The 21,637-nt window shown below is 64.3% G+C and carries 21 protein-coding genes and 1 pseudogene; 13 read left to right on the top strand and 9 right to left on the bottom strand.

Annotation, left to right across the window (positions count from 1 at the left end; genetic code table 11):
* Positions 1-67: 67 nt before the first annotated feature.
* On the bottom strand, positions 68-1,018 hold the full coding sequence (locus tag JKP78_RS01945) for a tyrosine-type recombinase/integrase (RefSeq protein WP_186685968.1): 951 nt from the start codon (positions 1,016-1,018) through the stop codon (positions 68-70).
* Between the two features lie 75 nt (positions 1,019-1,093).
* Positions 1,094-3,418: a putative bifunctional diguanylate cyclase/phosphodiesterase gene (locus tag JKP78_RS01940; protein WP_200625952.1), complete on the bottom strand. Its 2,325-nt coding sequence runs from the start codon at positions 3,416-3,418 to the stop codon at positions 1,094-1,096.
* Between the two features lie 368 nt (positions 3,419-3,786).
* Here JKP78_RS01940 and codB point away from each other — a divergent pair, with 368 nt between their 5' ends.
* Genes codB through codA form a run of 3 tightly spaced genes read left to right on the top strand, consistent with a single transcriptional unit; the run spans position 3,787 to position 7,512 of the window.
* Positions 3,787-5,052, top strand: a complete 1,266-nt coding sequence (codB, locus tag JKP78_RS01935) for a cytosine permease (RefSeq protein ID WP_186685964.1) — start codon at positions 3,787-3,789, stop codon at positions 5,050-5,052.
* Positions 5,049-6,266, top strand: a complete 1,218-nt coding sequence (locus JKP78_RS01930; RefSeq protein ID WP_186685962.1) for a PucR family transcriptional regulator — start codon at positions 5,049-5,051, stop codon at positions 6,264-6,266. The genes codB and JKP78_RS01930 overlap by 4 nt, the downstream gene beginning before the upstream one ends.
* A 4-nt stretch (positions 6,267-6,270) precedes the next feature.
* Positions 6,271-7,512 (top strand): cytosine deaminase, encoded by a 1,242-nt coding sequence (gene codA, locus JKP78_RS01925; protein WP_200625951.1) that lies wholly within the window; start codon positions 6,271-6,273, stop codon positions 7,510-7,512.
* A 12-nt stretch (positions 7,513-7,524) separates the two neighbouring features.
* On the opposite strand, the gene JKP78_RS01920 is transcribed toward codA, so the two are convergent.
* The 3 genes from JKP78_RS01920 to JKP78_RS01910 form a co-directional block, all read right to left on the bottom strand.
* The gene (locus tag JKP78_RS01920) at positions 7,525-8,472 is read right to left on the bottom strand and encodes an ornithine cyclodeaminase family protein (RefSeq protein WP_200625950.1); all 948 of its coding nucleotides are present in this window, start codon (positions 8,470-8,472) and stop codon (positions 7,525-7,527) included.
* Positions 8,469-9,467, bottom strand: coding sequence for a threonine/serine dehydratase (locus JKP78_RS01915; protein WP_200625949.1), 999 nt, complete (start codon positions 9,465-9,467; stop codon positions 8,469-8,471). The genes JKP78_RS01920 and JKP78_RS01915 overlap by 4 nt, the downstream gene beginning before the upstream one ends.
* A gap of 140 nt (positions 9,468-9,607) precedes the next feature.
* A complete protein-coding gene (locus JKP78_RS01910; RefSeq protein ID WP_186685954.1) occupies positions 9,608-10,213 on the bottom strand; it encodes a helix-turn-helix transcriptional regulator in 606 nt (201 codons plus the stop codon).
* A 239-nt stretch (positions 10,214-10,452) separates the two neighbouring features.
* On the opposite strand from JKP78_RS01910, the gene JKP78_RS01905 reads away from it, so the two are divergent.
* Together JKP78_RS01905 and JKP78_RS24980 are read left to right on the top strand one after the other, a co-directional pair.
* Positions 10,453-11,439, top strand: a complete 987-nt coding sequence (locus tag JKP78_RS01905; RefSeq protein WP_170029933.1) for a DNA-binding protein — start codon at positions 10,453-10,455, stop codon at positions 11,437-11,439.
* A gap of 55 nt (positions 11,440-11,494) precedes the next feature.
* A complete protein-coding gene (locus tag JKP78_RS24980; protein WP_225931950.1) occupies positions 11,495-11,659 on the top strand; it encodes a DUF6021 family protein in 165 nt (54 codons plus the stop codon).
* A 116-nt stretch (positions 11,660-11,775) separates the two neighbouring features.
* On the opposite strand, the gene JKP78_RS01900 is transcribed toward JKP78_RS24980, so the two are convergent.
* Positions 11,776-12,027, bottom strand: coding sequence for a hypothetical protein (locus JKP78_RS01900; RefSeq protein ID WP_170029929.1), 252 nt, complete (start codon positions 12,025-12,027; stop codon positions 11,776-11,778).
* Between the two features lie 8 nt (positions 12,028-12,035).
* On the bottom strand, positions 12,036-12,536 hold the full coding sequence (locus JKP78_RS01895) for a DUF4142 domain-containing protein (RefSeq protein WP_170029928.1): 501 nt from the start codon (positions 12,534-12,536) through the stop codon (positions 12,036-12,038).
* Positions 12,537-12,688: 152 nt separating this feature from the next.
* Here JKP78_RS01895 and JKP78_RS01890 point away from each other — a divergent pair, with 152 nt between their 5' ends.
* On the top strand, positions 12,689-14,257 hold the full coding sequence (locus tag JKP78_RS01890) for a sensor domain-containing diguanylate cyclase (RefSeq protein ID WP_200625948.1): 1,569 nt from the start codon (positions 12,689-12,691) through the stop codon (positions 14,255-14,257).
* 40 nt (positions 14,258-14,297) lie between these two features.
* Here JKP78_RS01890 and JKP78_RS01885 read toward each other — a convergent pair whose 3' ends face one another.
* A complete protein-coding gene (locus JKP78_RS01885; RefSeq protein ID WP_170029925.1) occupies positions 14,298-14,807 on the bottom strand; it encodes a GNAT family N-acetyltransferase in 510 nt (169 codons plus the stop codon).
* Positions 14,808-14,980: 173 nt separating this feature from the next.
* Here JKP78_RS01885 and JKP78_RS01880 point away from each other — a divergent pair, with 173 nt between their 5' ends.
* Complete coding sequence (locus JKP78_RS01880) at positions 14,981-15,448, top strand: sterol desaturase family protein (protein ID WP_170029924.1); 468 nt, start codon at positions 14,981-14,983, stop codon at positions 15,446-15,448.
* Positions 15,449-15,481: 33 nt separating this feature from the next.
* Here the strand turns inward: JKP78_RS01880 and JKP78_RS01875 are convergent, their stop codons facing one another.
* Positions 15,482-16,375: a bile acid:sodium symporter family protein gene (locus tag JKP78_RS01875; protein ID WP_200625947.1), complete on the bottom strand. Its 894-nt coding sequence runs from the start codon at positions 16,373-16,375 to the stop codon at positions 15,482-15,484.
* 191 nt (positions 16,376-16,566) lie between these two features.
* Here JKP78_RS01875 and JKP78_RS01870 point away from each other — a divergent pair, with 191 nt between their 5' ends.
* The 6 genes and pseudogenes from JKP78_RS01870 (at position 16,567) to JKP78_RS01845 (ending at position 21,604) form a co-directional block, all read left to right on the top strand.
* Positions 16,567-17,448 (top strand): Dyp-type peroxidase, encoded by an 882-nt coding sequence (locus tag JKP78_RS01870; RefSeq protein ID WP_200625946.1) that lies wholly within the window; start codon positions 16,567-16,569, stop codon positions 17,446-17,448.
* A gap of 304 nt (positions 17,449-17,752) precedes the next feature.
* Positions 17,753-17,872, top strand: a pseudogene (locus JKP78_RS01865) (KGG domain-containing protein); the annotation flags it as partial.
* A 61-nt stretch (positions 17,873-17,933) separates the two neighbouring features.
* The gene (locus JKP78_RS01860; protein WP_186685945.1) at positions 17,934-18,131 is read left to right on the top strand and encodes a hypothetical protein; all 198 of its coding nucleotides are present in this window, start codon (positions 17,934-17,936) and stop codon (positions 18,129-18,131) included.
* A gap of 21 nt (positions 18,132-18,152) precedes the next feature.
* The gene (locus JKP78_RS01855; protein ID WP_200625945.1) at positions 18,153-19,487 is read left to right on the top strand and encodes an iron-containing redox enzyme family protein; all 1,335 of its coding nucleotides are present in this window, start codon (positions 18,153-18,155) and stop codon (positions 19,485-19,487) included.
* Complete coding sequence (locus JKP78_RS01850; protein WP_200625944.1) at positions 19,487-20,440, top strand: methyltransferase; 954 nt, start codon at positions 19,487-19,489, stop codon at positions 20,438-20,440. The genes JKP78_RS01855 and JKP78_RS01850 overlap by 1 nt, the downstream gene beginning before the upstream one ends.
* A gap of 6 nt (positions 20,441-20,446) precedes the next feature.
* Positions 20,447-21,604 carry a carboxylate-amine ligase gene (locus JKP78_RS01845; RefSeq protein ID WP_200625943.1) on the top strand — a complete coding sequence of 386 codons (1,158 nt, stop codon included), beginning with the start codon at positions 20,447-20,449 and terminating at the stop codon, positions 21,602-21,604.
* The last annotated feature ends 33 nt before the right edge of the window (positions 21,605-21,637 follow it).

The following is a 21,637-nucleotide window of genomic DNA, read 5'->3' as shown; positions in this document are numbered from 1 at the left end:
CTGCCCGTTCGCGCAGGAAAAGCGCTGCCCCGTACGCTCGGCAGCACGGCCAGCCGCCAGCGAGGCGTCAGGGAATCAACGCTTGCGCCTGGCTGGCCGGTAGCACGGCCAGTTCGCCAAAGCGCTGCGCCGAGTCGATGTAGCGCAATGCGGATTTGGCGTCCTTCCAGCCCACGTAGCTCATCAGCGATTTCAGTTCCCAGCCGTTGGCCGTGGCCCAGGTGGCGAAACCACGGCGCAGCGAGTGGCCGGTATACAGCGCCGCCGGCACCTCGGCGCGCGCCAGCATGCGCCGCAGCAGGCCGACCAGGCTGTTGCTGTTGAGCGCGGCGTCACCCAGGTTGCCCCAGCGGTCCAGCTTGCGGAACACCGGCCCGTGGGCGATGCCGGCCACCTCCAGCCATTGCAGGTAGGCCGTGACCGGGCACAGCGCCTTCAGCGCCGGCGTGCGGTGCTGCACCCCCAGCGCTTCGCGGTCGCCCTTGCTGCGCGGGAGGAACAGGGTAATGCCGACACCGGCCTCGGCATGGATGTGCTCGATACGCAGCCGCGCCAGCTCATCGCCACGAAAACCGCGCCAGAAGCCCAGCAACAGCAAGGCCGCATCGCGACGGGCGCGGCGCAGGGCGGCCAGGTCATGCCGTTGCCGGGCCTGGCGGGCTTCTTCTTCGAAACATGCTACGGCGCTTTGCAGGTGCTGCAGCAACAACGGCGCGGCCTGCTTCGGCGGTGTCGGGTGCAAGGTGCGGATACCGCGCAGCACCTGGCGCACCAACGGTGCCTTGGTCGGGTCGGGGAAACCTTGCGCAACGTGCCATTGGCTGAGCGCAGCCAGGCGCTGGCGCAAGGTGCTGACGGCATGCAGGTCGGCATGCTCGGCCAGGTAGCGGGCAATGCTCTCGGCCGTGGCCGGGAGAAAGCCACCCCAGTGGGTTTCGAAATGCGCGATGGCGGCCTGGTAGCTGCGCCGGGTGTTGTCACGCGTGGCGGCACGCAGGTAGCGCTCGATGTCGGTCATGGTGCGGTGTCGATGGGCAATGAGCACACAATAAACCGAAAAGGGTTTGGCTGTCCTGCGCTGTGGGCACCCGGGTCAGACGCAAGCCTTGGCCTGGAGGCCGTTGAAGGGCGCGTAGTCGCGCAGCTGCGCCGGCGACAGTGGCCGACTGAAGTGGTAGCCCTGGGCGATATCGCAGCCGGCGAGTTTCAGGCATACCACCTGTTCGCGGGTTTCCACGCCCTCGGCTACCACTTCCAGGCCCAGGCGTTTGGCCAAAATGATGGTGGAGGACACGATCGGGCTGTCGTCATGGCTGTTGGACAATGCTGCGACCAGCGAGCGGTCGATCTTCAGCTTGCTCAGCGGCAACGTGTGCAGGTGGGCAAAGCCAGCGTAACCACGGCCGAAGTCGTCCAGGCTGATACCCAGGCCGGCACCGCGCAAGCTGTGTAGCTGCGCCACTGACGTGCCTTCAGGATCAAGAATGGTGGTTTCAGTGATTTCCAGCTCCAGCCGCTGTGGCTCGATGCCGTGCTGTTGCAGTTTGGCCAACAACTGCGCCGCGAAACCCGGCTGACGCAGTTGCAGGGCAGATACGTTCACCGCCAGCCGCGTCTCACGGCCCTGGCTGGCCCACGCTGCCAACGCCTCGCAGGCCAGGCGCAGCACCTCCCAGCCCAGCTCGACGATGAAGCCGCTGCGCTCGGCAAGGCCGATGAAGCGGTCCGGGTAGAGGAGACCGAATTCGGGGTGGTCCCAGCGTACCAAGGCTTCATAGCCCAGCACCTGCTGGGTGTCGAGACGGATCTGCGGCTGGTAGTGGAGCACGAACTGGCGTTCGGCCAGGGCGCCGCCGAAGGCCTGTTCGAGGGTGAAGGCCTGGATATCGGCCAGGTTCAGCGACGGGTCGAAGAAACGGTATTGGGCACGCCCGGCCTGCTTGGCTGAATACATCGCGGCATCGGCGCTGCGGATCAGGCTGTCGATGTCCTGGCCATCGCGCGGGCAGATGCTCACGCCTACGCTGGGGCTGGTGTTGACCTCCTGGCCGTCCAGGGCGTAGGTGGCCGAAAGTTTCTGCACCAGTTGGCGGACCCAGGCATTGATCTGTTCCTCGCTGCGCTCACCTGCCAGCAACACCACGAACTCGTCGCCACCAAAGCGCGAAGCCTCGTCGCCGGGCGCCAGCAGGCGCTGGATACGCCCGGCCACGGCCTGCAACAGCAGGTCGCCGACCTTGTGCCCCAGCGAATCGTTGATCGATTTGAAGCGGTCCATGTCGATGAACAGAATTGCCATCAGGCGCCGTTTGCCGCGCTGGCGGGTCAGTGCCTGGCCGGCCACTTCGACGAACTGGCGGCGGTTGTGCAGGCCGCTGAGGTGGTCGGTGGCAGCGGCGTGGCTGCTGCGCCGGTGTTCCTCCTCAAGGCACTCGATCAGTTGCTGGTTGACCTGCTGAGCCTGCTCCAGCGCACTGAACGCCTCCTGGCGTTTGCGCAACAGGCGCAAGGTCCACAGCAGGCTGGCGAGGATCATCAGGGTCATGCCCAGGGTCAGCCAGAATTGCCGGGTGTTGGCCAGTGCAGCAGGTGCCAGGACCTCGTCCTGCCGCTGGCTGACCACCACGCTGAAGCCGCGCTCGGGTAGGCGCCGGTACAGGCTCTGGTAGGGGACGCCGGCCGCGTACTGCGTCAGCTTGCCCGCTTCATTGGCGTTGCCGGGCAGCACAGGCTGCAGCGCAGCAGTGGCCACGGCCATGCCGCGGGCGTCAATGCGCAAGCGTTCCAGGCCATCTTCCTGCAGCAACCGCACCAGCCCGCTGCTGCCCAGGTCGATGTGCTGCAGCAGCACCGCCAGGTGGCCGATATCCAGCTGCACCACCAGGATGCTGGCAAGGTCGTGGCCGGGCGGATCGGTCAGCGGCAGCAGAAAGGCTAGCTGCCGGTCGGGCAGGGTAGCCGGCTGGGTGGGGGGTTGCAGGCTGGCCAGGAAGGGCCTGAAACCATAGCGCGACACGTGCCGTTGCAGCTCCTGCAGCCAGGCTTCGGGCAACTCGGCAGCCACCTCGGCATGGCTGGCCGACAGTAGCCGGCCCCGCCGGTCGTACAGGCTCATGCGCTTGAGCAGCGGGTCTTCGGCAAGCAGCTTCGGCAGGCTGACATTGCCCTGGCGCAGGGCCTCCAGGTCATCCTGGGTAACCCGGCCCAGCGCCTGTGCGCGGTCGACCAGCTGACGCAGGCTTTCGCCGACCAGGCTGGCCAGGTTCTGGTGTTCGGCAGCCTTGGCCGCCAGCGCATCCTGCCTTGCAGTAGCCCTTTGCGACACGTGCAGCCCCCAGAGGAACGCCAGGGTCGCTGCACACAGCATCAGGATCAGCAGGCGGAGAAGGCTGGCGGATGAAAGCGAACGGCGAATCACTGCTGGTAGTTCCCGACCCTGGGTAATGGTCGAAAAATACGACAGTAAGATGACATCCTCATGACTGATGGCTAATTGCCTTTAAGGATTTCCCTGGTGCGAAGGCCACAAACGACCTGGCGACAGGCTGCTCCTCCAAGCCCCGTCTGCCTGGGAACCAACTACCCAACACCGACCTGCTTTGGTGCGCCTGCGCCTCAAATAAAGTCATCGGGCACACTTTCACTTCGTATTTTTTGCACTTAACTGTTCAGCATGCACATAGGCGGTAGTGCCATGCGCCCGTTCCGAGCGGCTTCTCCCACTGGGTGAAAAGCGGCCTGTATCTTGCTCTCCCTGCTCCCGACTACAACCTGGAGCCCCGTGCAATGAGCTCATCCAGCGAATTCCCGCTCAGCGAAGCCCCGCAGTCCGCCCGCAAGGGCTTGCTGCCGATCGCGATGGTCCTGTTCAGCTTCACCTTCTTTACCGGCACGATGTTCGCCGGCGGCAAGCTGGGCATGGCCTTCAATTTTGTCGACATGCTATGGGTGGCGGCCATCGGCAACAGCCTGCTGGCCCTGTATGCCGCAGCACTCGCGTTCATCGCCGCGCGCAGCGGGCTGAACACCGTGTTGATGGGGCGCTTCTGTTTCGGTGAAGCGGGTAGCCGGCTCTCCGATTTCCTGCTGGGTTTCGCCGAACTGGGCTGGTACGCCTGGGGCACGGCCACGGTGGCCATCGTGCTGGTCAGGCTGCTGGGGCTGGCGGAAGGCTTAGGCATGCCGTTGATGGTGCTGTTTGGCCTGGGCTTCAGCCTCACGGCCATCATTGGCTTCAAGGGCCTGGATGTACTGTCGCGGGTATCGGTGCCGCTGATGTTCGGCCTGCTGGTGGTATCGATGTACATCGCTACCCGCGATGCCGGGGGGCTTGCCGGCCTGGCCGCGGTGGTGCCGCATGAGGCCATGACCTTTTCAGCAGCGGTAACCATGGTCTTCGGTACCTTCGCCAGTGGTGCCACCCAGGCGACCAATTGGACCCGGCTGGCCCGTAGCGGCCGGGTGGCGGTCATTGCCAGCGTGGTCGCATTCCTGCTCGGCAACGGCCTGATGGTAGTGGCCGGGGCCTGGTGCGCGATGGTCTACCAGCAGGCCGATATCGTCGAGGTAATGGTGCTGCAAGGGCTGTCGTTCGCGGCGGTGGTCATGCTCTGCCTGAACCTGTGGACGATCCAGGGGCCGACCATCTACAACGTGTCGGCGGCTGCCTGCCACCTGCTGCGCAGCGAGCGCCGGCGTACCGCAACGCTGGTGGCCGCCGGCGTCGGGATTGTGCTGGCGATCGGCGGCATGTACGAATTGCTGATCCCGTTCCTGGTGCTGCTGGGCTCGATCATTCCGCCACTGGGTGGGGTGATCATGGCCGATTTCTGGTACCGCCACCGCGGCAGGTTCCCGGCCCTCGGCACGGCACGCCTGCCACGCTACAACCTGACCGGGCTGTCTGCCTATGCCGTGGGCGCGGTGCTGGCCTGCGCCTCGCCGTGGATCGCCCCGCTGGTAGGCATCGGCGCTTCGGCACTGTGCTACATCGCCTTCGTCGAACTGGCTGCTCGGCGCCGCGCGCCAGGCCAGGCAGGCGTCGAGCCGTGAGCCTGGCGCTGGAGGAGATCCTGCAGTTGCCCGGCCTGCACCAACTGAGCGTGCGGGCCGGGGCGCGCAGCCTGCACCGCCGGGTGCGTTGGCCGTACGTGGCAGAAAACGAAGGCATCGCCGAATGGGTGATGGGCGGCGAACTGGTGTTCGTCACCGGTATAAACCACCCACGCGGCGAGGCCAACCTGCTGAGCCTGATAGAGGATGGCGATGCTGTGGGTATTGCCGGCATGGTCATTCTCACCGGCGACAGTTTCATCCAGGTCATCCCGCCAGCGGTCATCGCCCGTGCCGAACAGTTGGGCCTGCCGCTGATCGAGCAACCGTATGCGCTGAAGATGGTGGTGGTGACCCACCTGATCGGCACGGCGCTGGTGCAGACCAGCCAGGCGCGCCGCTCGCGCAATGACATACTGGGCCAGCTGCTCACCGGCGACTACCCGAGCCTGGCGATTGCCCGGCAACGGGCAGCGCACCTGCGATTGGCCCTGGATGAGCCGCGGCGCCTGCTGGCCTTGCGCCTGTCAGGTGTGGATGAGGTGTTCGAGCGCCACGGCCTGGTACTGGGTGAACGTGCCTGGCAGGCTATCCGCCAGGCCCTGGAAGACCAGCTCGAAGCCTGGTGCCGGCAACATCCGGGCAGTGTCACCGCGCAGTTGCCCGGCGACCTGTTCGTGGTGCTGCTGGCCGACAGCCGCGACCTGCCCGAGGTACTGGCTACTCTCTACCGGCAGTTGCAGGCGGCGACCGGCGAACTGCAGCTGTACATGGGCCTGTCGGCCCTGGCCGACGATTGCGCGCACTACCGCCAGGCCCTCAACGAGGCGCGCCAGGCGCTGGATGTAGCGCGGCACTTGCGTCCGGCCAACGGCTACTGCAACTTCAGCGAACTGGGTGTTCTACGCCTGCTACAAGGCATTTTCGACCGCTCGCTGATCGACGATTTCGTCAGCCGCACCCTCGGCCCGCTGATCAGCCCCGGGCGCAAACGTGCCCATGCGCTGGTGCACACCCTGGACGCCCTGCTCATGGAAAATGGCAACGGTTTCAAGGCCGCACAGCGCCTGGGGCTGCACCGCAACACCGTCAACCAGCGCATCCTGCGCATCGAACAACTTAGCGGGCAGTCTCTCGACGACCCGCTTTTTCGCATGAATGCTTCCGTCGCCCTGTTGATATGGCGCATGAGCGAAGACCACGGCAAGGAGTAACAAGATGAACGTTATCAACGCACGCCTGCGCGGCAAGCCCGGATTGTTCCGCATCGAACTGGACGGCGAGCGCATTGCCGCCATCGTCGCCCAGGCCAAGGTGGTGACGCCCGGCAATGTGGGCGACCTGGATGCGCGGCAAAACCTGGTGATAGCACCTTTCGTCGAACCGCACATTCACCTCGATGCCACGCTGACCGCCGGCGAGCCGCAGTGGAACATGAGCGGTACCCTGTTCGAAGGCATCGAGCGCTGGGCCGAGCGCAAGCAGATCACCACCCACGACGACATCAAGACCCGTGCGAAGAAGACCATCGACATGCTGGTGGAGCATGGCATCCAGCATGTCCGCACCCACGTCGATGTTACCGACCCGACCCTTACCGCGCTCAAGGCCATGGTCGAGGTGCGTGACGAAGTGCGTCACCTGGTCGACCTGCAGATCGTTGCGTTCCCCCAGGAGGGCATCGAGTCGTATGCCAACGGCCGGGCGCTGATGAGCGAAGCGGTGGCCATCGGCGCCGATGTGGTTGGTGGTATTCCGCATTTCGAGAACACCCGCGACCAGGGCGTGTCGTCGGTGAAGTTCCTGATGGACCTGGCCGAACGTACCGGCTGCCTGGTGGACGTGCACTGCGACGAAACCGACGATCCGCAGTCGCGCTTCCTTGAAGTGCTGGCCGAAGAGGCCCGGGTGCGCGGCATGGGGCCGCGGGTTACCGCCAGCCACACGGTGGCCATGGGTTCCTACGACAATGCCTACTGCTACAAGCTGTTTCGCCTGCTGAAGCTGTCCGGTATCAATTTCGTCTCCTGCCCGACCGAGAGCATTCACCTGCAAGGGCGTTTCGACAACTACCCGAAACGCCGTGGCGTCACCCGCGTGGCCGAGATCGATCGCGCCGGGATGAACGTGTGCTTTGGCCAGGACTCCATCGTCGACCCTTGGTACCCGTTGGGCAACGGCAACATCCTGCGCATTCTCGAGGCCGGCCTGCACATCTGCCACATGCTCGGTTATGAAGACCTGCAGCGCTGCCTGGACCTGATCACCGACAATAGCGCCCGAACCTTGAACCTGGGGGAGGGCTACGGTATCGAGGCAGGGCGACCGGCGAACCTGCTACTGCTGTCGGCAGCGGATGATTACGAAATGGTACGCAGCCAGGGGCATGCGCTGGTGTCGGTGCGGCACGGCAAGGTGCTGATGCAGCGCACACCAGCGCAAGTTCAGCGCTTTACCTGAAACGGCGTGGCCTCAGGCGGTCATCGCCGCCAGCGCGCAGCTCGAGATCTGGGCGTCCTGCACCGCCACACCGGTCAGGTCCGCCAGGGTAATCTGGTCAGCGTGCTGCCGCCCAGGGGCGCCGCTGGCGAGCAAGGTACCCAGCTCGATCAGTTGCGTCGTGTCGATCTGGCCGCTGCGCAAGGCGTGGGCAACTTCGCCGTACTGGCTGCACTGGGCGACCGAGTCGACGACGATGCGTTCTGCCCTGGCCACCAGCGCCGGGTCCAGCTCCTGCTTGCCTGGCCCGTCGGCACCCACAGCGGTAATGTGCGTGCCGGGCCGGACCCACTCGCTGAACAACAGCGGCTGGCGCGAAGGGGTGGTGCAGACAATCAGGTTGGCCGCCGCCGCAACCTCGGCGGCGTCCTGCGTGGTGCGCACCTGATAACCCAGTGCGCGGGCAAACGCACGGTAGGCAGCCAGCCCGCTGTCCTGCCGCCCCCAGACCACGACCTGACGGCACTCGGTGATGGCGCCCAGCTGTTCAAGCTGCATCCGCGCCTGCATGCCCGTGCCCAGTATGCCGATCGCACTGACCCGCGGCGGTGCCAGCAACCGTGCGGCAATACGCCCGGCCAGGGCAGTGCGCATGCCGGTCAGCCAACCCTCGTCATGCAGCAGCGCCAACGGCTGCCCGGTGTGCGCAGACAGCACCAGCATCAAGCCATCGTTGCTCGGCAGGCCTGTGCCCGGATTGTCATAGAAGCCGGTGGAGATTTTGACAGTGAACGTGGCGCTGTCTTCTATATAGGCCGACTTCACGCAGCAGTCGCCGTTCGCCCCTGGGAAACTGAAGCCCTGGATCGGTGGTACCTGTACCTTGCCTGCGGAGAAGGCGATGAAGCCTTGTTCCAGGCAGTGCAGAGCGAGCTCGGGGTCGAGGCTGGCAATGATCCGGGCCTTGCTGAAGCACCTCACTGGACCGCCCTGAGGAATGCGTCCAGCACGATGTTGCGGCCACACAGGATGACCGCGACGCGCTTGCCGCGGTAACGCTCGGCCAGCTTCTGCATGCCGGCGACGGCGACCGCCGCGGCCCCTTCGATGATCCAGCGTTCACTGCTGGCGATCTCGCGCATGGCAACTTTGATTTCGGCTTCGCTGACCAGCACGGTGTCGGTCAGCAACGCCTGGCACAGCGGGAAGGTAATGCTGCCAGGCTCGACGCCGCCAGCGGTACCGTCGGACAGCGTGTCGGTGGCATTCACCTCGATGATCTCGCCGGCCTTGAGCGACTGCTCCAGCGCCGGGTCGTTTTCTGGCCAGCAGCCGATGATATCGGTACCCGGCTTGAGTACCCGCAGGGCTGCAGCAATGCCGGAGATCATCCCGCCACCACCAACGGCAACGAACACCGCGTCCAGGTCGGGTGCCTGCTCGAACAGCTCGAAGCCGATGGTGCCTTGCCCGGCAATGACCTGCGGGTCGTTGTAGGGTGAGACGAATGGCTTGCCCTGGGCCTGGGCCTGCCTGGCAGCCTCCAGTTCGGCGCCCAACGGGTCGGTGGGCAAGCCGATCACCTCTGCGCCAAGTGCGCGCATGGCCTGTACTTTGTAGGCAGAAGCGCCATTGCTGGTGTACACGGTGACCGGCACCCCAGCTGCTTTACCTGCCAGTGCCAGCGCCTGGCCGTGGTTGCCGGAAGAAGCGGCAATCACCCCGTGGGTACGCTGGTCCTCCGGCAACAGGCGGATCTTGTTGCTGGCCCCACGAAACTTGAACGAGCCGGTGTGCTGCAGGTGCTCGCACTTGAGCAGCACCTGGCAGCCGCTGATTGCCGACAGCCGGGCACTGCAAGTCAGCGGTGTGATGCTGACGGCCGGGCGTAGCGCCACATGGGCATCCTTGATCGCCTGGTACAGCGTGTCGAGGTAAGTGGCATCGACGGTGGGCGAACCTGTGGCGGTGGACATGATTGCACTCCTGAACAATCGTAGAAAGTTAGTCCACCATAGACATATTGTCCATTAATGACAAGAGGGTGAGCCCGCCCACCCGCGCCACTGCCTGGCTCGCCAGCGTCATGGAACGAAAAGCAAGGCGCTGCCTGCGCCTAGGCGCGCAGTTCCTTCAGGTACTTGTACACCGTGGCGCGGCCCATATTGAGCACTTTGGCGATGTAGTCGGCAGCGCTACGCCCTTCGAACGCGCCCTCGGCATGCAACGCCTGCACCAGGCTGCGCTTGTCTTTTGCCTGCAACGTTTGCAGGGACAGGTTGCGTTGTCGAAGCCAGGCATGCAGGAAGGTGTTGATGCGTTCCTGCCAGTCGTTGCGGAACAGCGAGTCGGGCTGCGGCACCAGCCGGCTCATCTGGAAGAAGGCATCCAGCGCTGCGCGTGCCTGCTCCAGTACCGAAACATTCAGGTTGATGCACATCAGGTGCTCGGCTTCACCGGCCTGGTTGCGCAGCACGGTACTGATCGAGCGGATCTTCTGGCCGTTCCAGTTGAGCTTTTCGTAGGGGCCCAGGTTGACCCCGTTCAACAGGTCCTCCAGCTCATGGTCGATCGCCGATTCATCGCCCAGTTTGCGCTGGGAGAAATTGTTGGCGATGTGAACGACGGTCTGGCTGCGCAGTTCGTGAACGATGACTTCAGCGTGCGGGTACAGCAGCAGCGCGATGCTGTCGGCGATTGCCTTGTAGTTTTCCAGGGTCATTTTCTGTCGATGATCGGAGGCCAGGCACCATGGTGGCGGCAAAGCGTAACCGACACAAGGCGCCTTGCCGGCCGGCTTCGTACGCTTGCCTGAGCGCAGGACAGGCAGTTTTTTCCTATCACATGCGATAAGCCGTGATTATTCTTTCTTAGCAACGCTTTCCAGGCACGCTTGCATATCGGCATAATTGGTATGTAATTACATGGTACATAACACAGTACAAAATCGTAGGAGCAGGCATGGCCCGGGGCGGTATCAACAAGGTGGTAGTGCAGCAAGCGCGGCAGGCACTGATTGCCCGGGGCGAAAACCCCAGCATCGATGCCATTCGTATCGAGCTGGGCAATACCGGCTCCAAGACCACGATCCACCGCTACCTGAAGGAGCTGAACGGCCAGCAGCCCGTCGCCGCCGAGGGCGGCATGGCACTGAGCGACGTGCTCAGCCGAATGGTCGGGCAGCTGGCAACCCAGTTGCAGGACGAGGCTGACCTGAAGATCGAGCAGGCCGAAAGCCGCTTCATCGAACAGCGCGAGCAGCTCGAAGCGCAGCTGGCAATCGCTCGGCAGGCTTTGGCGGCCGCGCATCAACAGCATCAGATCGACGCGGCCGCCTTGGCCGCCGAAGCGGAAAAGCTGCGCTCCACCCAAAGCACCCTGCAAGCCGAACAGCTGCGCAGTGCCAGCCTCAACCAGGCGCTCGGCGAGCTGCAGGTGCGCCTGGCGGACAAGGACGAGCAAGTGAAGTCGCTGGAGGACAAGCACCGCCATGCCCGCGACGCGCTGGAGCACTACCGCAATGCCAGCCGCGAACAGCGCGAACAGGAACAACGCCGCCACGAAGCGCAACTGCAGCAGTTGCAGGTGGAAGTGCGCCAGTTGCAGCAGGGCATGGTCGTCAAGCAGGACGAACTGACCCGCCTGCACCGCGATAACGAGCGGTTGCTCGGGGAACACCGCCAGGCCTCCGGTGCCTGCAGGGCGCAGGAACAACTACTGGAGCAGCGTGATGCGCAGATCCAGGGCCTGCGCACGATCCTGGCCCAGGCGCAGGGTGCCAGCGAGGAGATGCGTCGGCAGCTGGAGGCTCAGGCGCAGAGCCTGGAGCAGCGCCGCGACCAGTGCGCCGAAATGGCGCGGCAACTGCAGCGCCTTGATGAGCAGTTGAAGGAACGTGATGAAGCACTGGCACAGTGCAAGGCGCAACTGCCCCAGGCTGCAGATTGATCAAACTTTTTCGGGTGGGTGCTTTCTTCCCTATACATTCCCTGGAGATAGTGCCATGCCCGAATCGCCACCCGAACGCAAAGAGGGGCCTCACTCGTCCGAGCAGGCCGATAAGAAGGTCGACCTGGGTTTCGACCCGGATTCACCGGATGCAGAAGACCCGCAAGTCGACCCGCAAGGGCCGGCCAAGCCCCCCAGAGACGTTGAGAAAAAACCATAGGCTCTGGCTAGCAGCCATCGCCGGCAAACCAGCCACCCCATCGGCCGCCTCTGATACCAGGCGCGGCCGATGGGGCACTGGCTTACCGGCGACAGGGCGGGCCAGGCAAGCAACACTCAAGTGTCGGCTTGCCTGGCAGCCTCCACACCCGCCGCCGACAGCTTGATCGGGTAGTTGACACTGATCTGGTGGTCGCTGCCGACCGCCACACTGCCGTCCTGGATCAAACCGGCCTCCTGCAAGGTCTTGAGCATACCGGCCACCGCTTTCTCGCCGCGGTAGTTGTCCAGCACCTCCTTGCCGAGCCCTTGAGGGTGGGCGTGCAGCAGGCGGGTCAGAACCTCGGCCTTCAATGCATCGTTACTCATGGCGGGCCTCACTTGCCGTGCTTGGCCTGAAGTGCCTTGGCGTGCTCCAGATGCTGTTCGAGCTTGGGCAGGGTTTCGCTGGCGAAGGCCTTCAGTTCGGCCTTGTCAGACGAGGCGGCCTCTTTCTTGAACAGTTCCACCGCCTTTTCGTGAGCATCCACCTGGTTGTTGATGTAGGCCTTGTCGAAGGACTCCTCGCGCCATTCCAGGATCATTTTCTTGACCTTGTCAGTGATCGCCGCTTCATCGGGTACGGAAATGTCCAGCTTGCGAGCGATGTCACCGAGTTTCTGGTTGGCCTGGGTGTGGTCAGTGACCATTTGCTGGGCGAATGTCTTGATCTCGGTGTTCTGGCTTTTCTCCTGGGCCAGCTTACCGGTAACCACTTCGGCAATGCCGGACTCGGTGGCCGCCTCGACAAAGTCATCGGAACTCGCCGCCAGGGCATGTACCGATGCCAGGCCCAGCACCATGGAAAAACCGACGCGCTTGATGAAGAGATTGCTCATGCTTCACTCCTTAAACCGTGACGCGACCTCAGTGTCGCGTACGGTTGAGGGTGAAAGCAGGGCAAAGGTTTAATCTTTTTCCTCGTCGGCGGTGTCCACATGCTGGTCAACTATAGTGAACAGCGGCAAGCGCGGGGTGGCCAGGGATTTCAATGTACGCAGCCAGGAATAAGGACGAAGAGGGGCTTTTCGCCATAACCGGTGAGGGCCGTGCCGTGGCGCTGTTCCGTCTGGTTCTGGCGTTCATGCTGATGGTGATGCTGGCTTTCGTCGTGGTCGAAGGCTGGCGCATCTGGCGCGACTACCGCTATGCCTTTACCAATGCCGAGAACATGGTCACCAACCTGGCCAGGGCCACGGCGCAACATGCTGAAGATGCCATCCGCCAGGTGGATGCCATCACCGCAGCCCTGGCCGAGCGCCTGGAAGGCGATGGCTTCGGGCATATCGACCGGCCGCGCTTGCATGCCTTGCTGGTACAGCAAAAGAACATCATGCCGCAGCTGCATGGATTGTTCGTGTATGACGCCGAGGGCAACTGGATCGTTACCGACCAGGCAGCAATACCGCCCAAGGCCAACAATGCCGACCGTGACTACTTCATCTACCACCGCACCCACAGCGACCGTGGCGTACACATCGGCTCGGTGGTGCGCAGCCGCTCCACGGCTGACTTGATCATTCCCATTTCCCGGCGTCTGGAACATGCCGACGGCAGCTTCGCCGGGGTATTGCTGGGCACCATCAAGGTGGACTGGTTCGTGCATTACTACGGCGACTTCAAGATCGACGAACGCGGCGCGCTGGTACTGGCCCTGCGCGACGGCACCATCCTGGTTCGGCGGCCTTTCGTCGAGAGGGTAGTGGGGAGCAGCCTGGCCAAGAGCGAGATATTCCGCAACCATCTGCCCTACGCCGCAGAGGGGCTGGTAGAAGCGGTTGCGGTGGTAGACGGCACGCCACGGCTGTATGCCTATCGCGCGCTGGCGAGCTATCCGTTGGTGGTGGAGGCCGGCTTGTCGCGCGAGTCGATCGTCGCACCCTGGCGGCACGATGCGATCAAATCAATGGCCGTGCTGCTGCTTTTGCTGTTAGGGCTGGCGGCATTTGGTGGTGTGGTACTGCGCCAGTTGCGCGAGCGTATTTTCATCGAGCGGGCGCTGCACCAGGCGCACCAGACGCTCAAGTCGCTGGCCTTGACCGATAGCCTGACCGGGCTGGGCAACCGCCGGCGGCTGGATGCGGTGTTCGAAGCGGAACTGCGTCGGGCGCGGCGCCAGGGCTATTCGCTGACCCTGGTGATGCTCGACCTGGACTACTTCAAGGCCTACAACGACCGCTATGGCCACCCGGCGGGCGACCAGTGCCTGCGGCGCTTTGGCGAAGTGCTGCAACAGGCGCTGAAACGGCCGGCCGACCTGGCAGTGCGCTACGGTGGCGAGGAGTTCACCCTGCTGCTGCCCGACACCGATGCCCGCGGGGCGGAACTGCTAGTGGACGAGGTACAGCAGCTGTTGCGCCGGCAGATGCTGGAGCATGCAGGCAGCCCGTTGGGGCGGTTATCGTGCAGTGCCGGCATCGCCACGGGGGATCCGGCGCGGGAGGAGGTGACCGCCGAGCGGCTGATGGCGGCAGCGGATGCGGCTTTGTATGAGGCCAAACGTCAAGGCCGGGACAGGTACTGCGTGGCGCAGGACAGCTGGGCAAGTGCGGATTCCTGAGCCTGCTGGCGAGCGGCAGGGGCGCGTTGCGCGCCCGGGCTCATCGCCCTAGACCCAGGCGCATCGCGCAGCGCCCGACGAGGCCATGGGCAAGCTCATCGGCAAGGATGCCACGCAGGCGTGTATCCAGCCGTTCCTCGTCAATTCTTTCGAAGCCGAAACGTGCGTAGAACGGCGCATTCCACGGCACATCGGCAAACGTGGTCAAGGTCAGCTCGCGGGCACCCGCCTGGCGCGCGGCATCCACCACCTGCCGCAGCAAGGCGCGGCCGACGCCTTGCCCCTGGGCCTGGCGTTCCACCGAAATCTCGCACAGGTGCAGCGCCTGCCGCTCGAACCGGGCACAGGCGAAACCGAGCACATGCCCTTGCAGGTCGTCGGCAACCCAGCTGGCGCCTGCGGCGACGAATGCGCGGTGCGCATCAACGTCCAGCACATCGGCCTGCGCCAGCCACGCCAGTGCCGGCCAGTCAGCGAAAGCCTGGGCAGCCGAGCGTTCTACCGCCGGCAGCCATTGGATATCGCGCTCGAGGGTAGGGCGGATGGGCATGGACTCACTCCTTGCAAAGCGCTACGTCTTAATCCGAAGCGCGCAGCCGGTCAAGGGCTGAAACGTGACAATGGCTTCATCAGCCAGCACCAGCAACCGGTCACGCCTGCATGGAAAAAATGCCAGGCAATCGGTACCCTTGCGCCTTCATTCGCCATCCACCGGACTGTTCCATGCTGTTCAATCTTGCCGTGCTGTTCGGCACCCTGGTGGCCATGGAGGGTGTTGGCACGTTGGCCCACAAGTACATCATGCATGGCTGGGGTTGGTGGCTGCACCGCTCGCACCATGAGCCACAACTGGGCATGCTGGAAACCAACGACCTGTACCTGCTGGCCCTGGGGTTGATCGCCACGGCGCTGGTTGCCCTGGGCAAGGGCAGTTATGCGCCATTGCAGTGGGTTGGCGCTGGCGTGGCGGGCTACGGGGTACTGTATGTCGTGGCCCATGACGGGTTGTTTCATCGGCACTGGCCACGTAAGCCACGCCCGGTCAACCGCTACCTCAAGCGCCTGCACCGCGCGCACCGCTTGCACCATGCGGTGAAGGGACGCACCGGGAGTGTATCGTTCGGGTTCTTCTATGCACCGCCGTTGCGGGTTTTGAAACAGCAGTTGCGCAGCAGGCGCAGCCAGCCGTGACAATCGCGACTGGCCTTGCCTGCGGCAATGCCTTCAATTCACTGCCTCACCCTTGGCCTGTAGCGCCACATGCCCGCGGCTGACCCACCAGCCGAACCCCGCCGCCGTGAAGAACATGATCAGGCTATACAGCGCCGCCGGTACGGCCATGGTCGCGTTGTTCAGCAGTGAAGGGCTCAACGCCAGGGCAATCGCCAAGGTGCCGTTGTGGATGCCGATCTCCATGCCGATGGCAATCGCCTGGCGTTTGGGAATCGCCATCAGGCGCGGCACCCAGTAGCCCGTGGCCAGGCTCAGCAGGTTGAACAGCAGTGCGGCCAGGCCCACCAGCGGCGCGTACTCGAGCACTGTCTGCCAGTCCTTGGCCAGGGCCAACACGATGGTGAAGGCCAGGAACAGCGCCGCTACCAGCTTCATCGGCTTTTCCATGCGTGCGGCAAACGCGGGCGCGAAATGACGAACCAGCATGCCCAGCGCCACGGGCAGCAGCACGATGGCAAACACCTGCATGACCTTGGCGAACTGCAGCGGGATAGCCTGGTCCGAGGCCATGAACCAGCTCAGCGACAGGTTCACCAGTAATGGCATGGTCAGGATCGCGATCAGCGAGTTGACCGCAGTCAGGGTGATGTTCAATGCCACGTCGCCGTGCGCCAGGTGGCTGAACAGGTTGGCGGTGGTGCCACCTGGCGAGGCGGCCAGTAGCATCAGCCCCACCGCCAGCGCTGGCGCCAGGGCAAAGCCGTTGGCAATCAGGAAGCACACCAGTGGCAGCAGCAGGATCTGGCAGGCCAGGCCGACCAGCACCGGCTTGGGATATTTCACCACGCGGGCGAAATCGGCCAGGGTCAGCGACAAGCCGAGGCCGAGCATGATGATGCCCAGGGCCAGCGGCAGAACGGCAGTGAGCAAGGGTGAAGCAGTCATGGCGGGCCCCCTGGGCGAACGATCGCCAGAAGTGTAGGCCGCGGCTGATCGAGCGCTAAGCGCAAAGCGCCAGCTTTGGTAACCATTTGTTGCCAGATGCTAGATGTCAGCAGCCGGCGGGGCCACATGTCGCGTTGCAGCACGCCTGCCGGCGCAGTAGCATTCCCGGTTTTACCGAGGATTAGCCTGTCATGCCGTTTCAGCAAGGTCTGCTTGCCACACCGGTGCCGGTTCACGCCCGCCACCTGTTCTTTGCCATCGAAGCACTGGAAGCGCTGCCGGCAGCCCTGGATGCGCTGGCGGGCCATGTCGACGGCGTGCGCCTGACGCTGGGCGTCGGTGCACCGTTGGCAAAAGCCCTGGGCAGCCAGGTCGATGGCCTGAAGCCTTTCCCGCAACTGGACGCCGTGGTGGAAAACCCCAGCACCCAGCATGCCCTGTGGCTGTGGCTGCGCGGGGAAGAGCGTGGCGACCTGTACCTGCGGGCCCAGGCCCTGGAACAGCTGTTGAGCCCGGCATTCAGCCTGGTGGACCAGGTGGACGGTTTTCTCCACCAGGGCGGGCGTGACCTCACCGGTTATGAAGACGGTACCGAAAACCCACGTGATGAGGCCGCCGTCGAGGCGGCCATCCTCAAGGCTGCGCAGCCTGGCCTCGACGGGTCGTGCTTTGCGGCATTCCAGCTGTGGAAGCACGACTTGCAGTACTTCAAGTCGCTGCCCCAGCACGCACAGGACGACATCATCGGCCGCCGCCTGAGCGACAACGAAGAACTGGATGACGCGCCGGAGTCTGCACACGTCAAGCGAACCGCCCAGGAGAGCTTCGCGCCGGAGGCGTTCATGGTACGTCGCTCGGTGTCCTGGGCAGACACCCGTGGCGCGGGCCTGGCCTTCGTCGCGCTGGGCCGCAGCTTCGACGCCTTCGAGGTGCAGCTGCGACGCATGAGCGGCCTGGAGGACGGCATCATTGACGGCCTGTACCGCTTCAGCCGGCCGCTCACTGGTGGCTATTACTGGTGCCCACCGATGACCGACACCGGTGTCGACCTGCGCCTGTTGCTGTCGGCCTGACAGCTGAACATCCCGCCCTTGGCACATTCGCCAGGGGCTCTGCGGTGGCGCAAGGCTGCCGCTGCGCTGCCCATTCAGCAGGCCCCTCCGTGCGACTCTGTGGCGCGCCAAATATGGCGTTGCCGCTTATTTAATGCCGCTGGTCCGAACGCTTCGCAATAAACCGAATCCCTCGATATGACCGAACTCCGAACAGGTGTACGGCAGGTAATGCCGTGCATTCCGAAGTCATACGAGGTTTAAGACCATGGCCAACAAAGAGAACAGCCGTACCGGCAATCAACAAGGCAGCCAGGGTGGTAACAAGAACCCAGGCAACTTTGCCAATGACCGCGAGAAAGCCTCCGAAGCTGGACGCAAGGGCGGCCAGCATTCCGGTGGCGGCCGCAGCAGTGAATCGAGCCGCAAAGGCGGCCGTTCGTAAGTGAGGCTACGCAGTGCCGGGTTAGCCTGGCACTGCGATTTTGCGCAAAAAGGAGTGCCCCATGCGATTGCTCCCCCTGATAGCCCTGATGGGCGCCTTCACCCTGGTCGGCGGCTGTTTCGACCGCGACAAAGACCACCCGGCGAAAGATGCCGACCAAAGCAAACCGTCCCTGCAGATGCAGCAACCCGACGACAAGCCTGCTTCACAACCTGCGCCAGGCCCTGAGCCGATGCCCGGGCAGAAACCCAGCCAATAACACGCGCACAAGGAATACGGCATGACGGTCATGACCTGCAAGACCGCCGCGATGGTACCGGCCTCGACCAATGGGCCAAGCCTGTACGACCGTTACCACGCACTGCTGGGCGGTGCGGATGCGGTCAGCGCCGCATGGTTGAACGAACAGTTGGCTCAGGTGCAAGGTTTGCCGGACGACTTGCCTGCTGACCCAGCACAGCTGGAAGCCTGGAGTGCCCGGCATGCTGCCGCGGTCGCTGCAGCCTACGCCGCCTACCTGGCGCAACGCCGCCAGGGCAGCCCACGGCGCTACTTCGCCAATCGCGCCCAGGCGCTGTGGTTCCTGCAGCAGGTCGCGCCCACCAAGGCGGTGGATGGCGCGTGGCTGCACGGCACCCTGCGCCATTGGCGTGACCCGCGCTACCATGGCCTGATCCGCACTTACCTGGAAGAGCTGGGCAGCGGTGATCCGCGCTGCAACCACGTGCTGATCTATCAACGCCTGCTGAGCCGGCTGGGCTGTCTGGACCTACCCGAACTGGATGACCAACGCTACCTGCAAGGGGCCTTGCAACTGGCCCTGGGGCACCATGCCGACGCGTTTCTGCCCGAGGTCATCGGCTACAACCTGGGCTACGAACAACCGCCGCTGCATTTGCTGATCACCACCTACGAACTGGCAGAACTGGGCATCGACGGCCATTACTTCCAGCTGCACGTGACCATCGACAATGCCGCCAGCGGGCATGCCCACCTGTCCATCCAGGCGCTACGCCAGCTGTGTCCGGCAGACGACCTGTGCAGGTTCTACCAACGTGTACGCCAGGGCTATCGCCTGAATGACCTGGGGGTGGATACCCCCAGCCTGATCGACAGTTTCGACCTGCAGGCGGAGCTGCTGATGGCCCTGGAGCACAAGCGGCATTTCGGCCAGTTCATGCATTCCGATCATTGCCGCCTGCAGAAACGCACGGTCAACCAGTGGCTGGCCGAGCCAGGCGGCATGCCGGCGTTCCTCGAAGCCTTGCAGGCGCAGGGCTGGATCCGCCGGGGAGAGGCCCCCGCCAACAGCCGCTGGTGGCGCCTTGTCGAAGGCCCGTCGGCGCCCATGTACGGCGTGTTCACCGCCTACGAGAAACAGCTGTGGCACGACTGGATCGCCGCGGGCTGGCAAGCCCCTGGTTCACGGGTGATGCCTGGCAGCTGGGAGGAGCCATTGCAGCTGGATACACCACTGCAGGGTACGGCACAGGAAACTGACATCGAGACCTTGATCGACAACATGGCCGGCAACCGTCATGCCACACCGGAAGGATTGCTGGCGACCCAGGGCTACCTGCGTGCCACCGGCCTGGCCCAGGAGGAACCGCGCTGATGCAGCTTGACCCACAACAGATCCAGGCAGACCAGGCGTTGCTGCAATTGGGCAAGCGCCTGCGTGCCGACGGCTACCGCTTCACCTGTGTCACACCGGCCACCCACGCCCGGGTCAACGCCCGCCCAGGGGCGGAGCGGGCCAGGACACTGCGCGATGTGTTCGGCTGGAGCCGCCCGTTTCCGCCCTCGCTGGTTTCCGCCGACGAGCTGGACCAGCTACGCCAGGCGCAGGTATTGGCGACGCGTGGCGAGTGGTTGGTGAGTACGGTCCGCTGGGCCACCCTCGAAGACTTGCTGCTGGTGCACTCGGCGTACCCCACCGACGCCAGCGACGCGGTGTTCTTCGGCCCGGACAGCTACCGTTTCGCCCAGGTGATCCACGACCACCTGCAACGCACCCCGAAGCGCGTCGAGCATGCCGTGGACATTGGCTGCGGCACCGGTGTCGGTGCCTTGCTGGTGGCCCAGGCGGTACCGCACGCCCAGGTTACCGCCGTGGACATCAATCCGCTTGCGCTGCGCTACACAGCGATCAATGCGGCCCTGGCAGGCGTGAGCAATGTCTCGGTGGAGCCAAGTGACCTGCTCGACGGCATTACCGGCCTGTTCGACCTGATCATCACCAACCCGCCGTACATGCTCGATGTGCAAGAGCGCACCTACCGTCACGGTGGTGGCGCGCTGGGCGCCGAGCTGTCGTTGCGCATCGTCGAACAGGCCCGCGAGCGGCTTGCCCCCGGTGGCTCACTGTTGCTGTATACCGGTGTAGCGATCATTGAAGGCAGGGACCCCTTGCTCGAAGCCATCCGCCTGCGCCTGGCGGGGCCTGGGTGGTCGTGGGTCTACCGCGAGGTCGACCCGGACGTGTTCGGTGAGCAATTGGGCGAGCGCGGCTACGAACAGGTCGAGCGCATCGCCGCAGTCACACTCACCGTCACCCGCAGCGGCTGAGCCGATATGCCAGCGCCTTGCACCTTCGGCATCGAAGAAGAATACCTGCTAGTCGACCTTGCCAGCGGTCGGGTTCCGGCCACCCCTTCGCCGGGGGTGGTCAGGCGCTGCCGCGAGCTGCTGGGCGAGCAATTTGCCCAGGAAATGTTCCGTAGCCAGATCGAAGTGGTGTCCCCGGTATTCGATAACACGCACCAGGCACGGGAATACCTCGCCCAGAGCCGTCAGCGCCTTGGCCAGGCCCTGGCCGAGGAAGGCATGGGCCTATACGGCGCGGCCAGCCATCCGTTTGCCCCGTGGCAGAAGCAGAAAGCAGCCTCTGCGGCGCATTACCGGCAGTTGTTCGATGACTACCAGCACGTGGCGCGACGCAGCCTGGTCAATGGCCTGCATGTGCATGTCGGTGTGCCGGCAGGTTGCGACCGGATGCAGCTGATCAATCGCCTGCTGCCGTGGCTGCCGCTGCTGCTGGTACTGAGCACTTCGTCGCCGTTATGGTGCGGCCAGGGTACGGGCTACCTGAGCTACCGCCGGGTGATCTGTGGCGAGTGGCCGCACATGGGCTTGCCCGAGCCTCTGCCTGACTGGTCCGCCTACGAGCGCTACCGGGCCTTGCTGCAACGTACCGGGTCGCTGGCCAAGGATGGTGACTTCTGGTGGGCCGTGCGCCCGTCGCGGCGCTACCCGACCGTTGAGCTGCGCATCTGTGATGCGTGCCCGGACCTGGAAGATGTGCTGTGCATCGCCGGGTTGTTCCGGCATATGGTCGAGCACTGCGTACGCTGGGGGCACGACCCCGAACCGCTGACCCGCGAGCTGCGCTGGGTCGCCCAGGAAAACTACTGGCGCGCCATGCGCCACGGCCGCCACGGCACCTTCATCGGCCAGCAGCAGCAACAGGGCGTTTCCGCTCGCGGCTGGCTGGCCCAGCTGCATGCTGCGTTTCCCGTCGACACGGCCGATGCCGAGCGTGCATTGCTGCGGGCACGATGGATCCTGGAGCACGGGACCAGCGCCGATCGCCAGCTGGCCTGTTTCGAGGGCGCCCGAGCCAGCGGCAGGACGACACCGCAAGCGCTACGCCTGGTCGTGGACCAGGTGCTGGAGGAGGGCGGCAAATATCCTCTTCACCCCCCCACGGCACTTGCATTCGCGCAGGGTTGAACGACAATGGCGGCGCCATTTGCCAGCCATCCG

Origin of the sequence: Pseudomonas sp. LAM2023 (assembly GCF_016620375.1) — a bacterium.
GTDB classification, from domain to species: domain Bacteria; phylum Pseudomonadota; class Gammaproteobacteria; order Pseudomonadales; family Pseudomonadaceae; genus Aquipseudomonas; species Aquipseudomonas anuradhapurensis.
This window is presented reverse-complemented; position numbering and strand designations above follow the sequence as displayed.

Excerpts from the sequence above, each read along its gene's own strand:
- JKP78_RS01945 (WP_186685968.1), bottom strand. The coding sequence starts at position 1,018 with ATGACCGACATCGAGCGCTACCTGCGTGCCGCCACGCGTGACAACACC.
- codB (WP_186685964.1), top strand. The coding sequence starts at position 3,787 with ATGAGCTCATCCAGCGAATTCCCGCTCAGCGAAGCCCCGCAGTCCGCC.
- codA (WP_200625951.1), top strand. The coding sequence starts at position 6,271 with ATGAACGTTATCAACGCACGCCTGCGCGGCAAGCCCGGATTGTTCCGC.
- JKP78_RS01915 (WP_200625949.1), bottom strand. The coding sequence starts at position 9,467 with ATGTCCACCGCCACAGGTTCGCCCACCGTCGATGCCACTTACCTCGAC.
- JKP78_RS01910 (WP_186685954.1), bottom strand. The coding sequence starts at position 10,213 with ATGACCCTGGAAAACTACAAGGCAATCGCCGACAGCATCGCGCTGCTG.
- JKP78_RS01905 (WP_170029933.1), top strand. The coding sequence starts at position 10,453 with ATGGCCCGGGGCGGTATCAACAAGGTGGTAGTGCAGCAAGCGCGGCAG.
- JKP78_RS24980 (WP_225931950.1), top strand. The coding sequence starts at position 11,495 with ATGCCCGAATCGCCACCCGAACGCAAAGAGGGGCCTCACTCGTCCGAG.
- JKP78_RS01900 (WP_170029929.1), bottom strand. The coding sequence starts at position 12,027 with ATGAGTAACGATGCATTGAAGGCCGAGGTTCTGACCCGCCTGCTGCAC.
- JKP78_RS01895 (WP_170029928.1), bottom strand. The coding sequence starts at position 12,536 with ATGAGCAATCTCTTCATCAAGCGCGTCGGTTTTTCCATGGTGCTGGGC.
- JKP78_RS01890 (WP_200625948.1), top strand. The coding sequence starts at position 12,689 with ATGTACGCAGCCAGGAATAAGGACGAAGAGGGGCTTTTCGCCATAACC.
- JKP78_RS01885 (WP_170029925.1), bottom strand. The coding sequence starts at position 14,807 with ATGCCCATCCGCCCTACCCTCGAGCGCGATATCCAATGGCTGCCGGCG.
- JKP78_RS01880 (WP_170029924.1), top strand. The coding sequence starts at position 14,981 with ATGCTGTTCAATCTTGCCGTGCTGTTCGGCACCCTGGTGGCCATGGAG.
- JKP78_RS01875 (WP_200625947.1), bottom strand. The coding sequence starts at position 16,375 with ATGACTGCTTCACCCTTGCTCACTGCCGTTCTGCCGCTGGCCCTGGGC.
- JKP78_RS01870 (WP_200625946.1), top strand. The coding sequence starts at position 16,567 with ATGCCGTTTCAGCAAGGTCTGCTTGCCACACCGGTGCCGGTTCACGCC.
- JKP78_RS01860 (WP_186685945.1), top strand. The coding sequence starts at position 17,934 with ATGCGATTGCTCCCCCTGATAGCCCTGATGGGCGCCTTCACCCTGGTC.
- JKP78_RS01855 (WP_200625945.1), top strand. The coding sequence starts at position 18,153 with ATGACGGTCATGACCTGCAAGACCGCCGCGATGGTACCGGCCTCGACC.
- JKP78_RS01850 (WP_200625944.1), top strand. The coding sequence starts at position 19,487 with ATGCAGCTTGACCCACAACAGATCCAGGCAGACCAGGCGTTGCTGCAA.
- JKP78_RS01845 (WP_200625943.1), top strand. The coding sequence starts at position 20,447 with ATGCCAGCGCCTTGCACCTTCGGCATCGAAGAAGAATACCTGCTAGTC.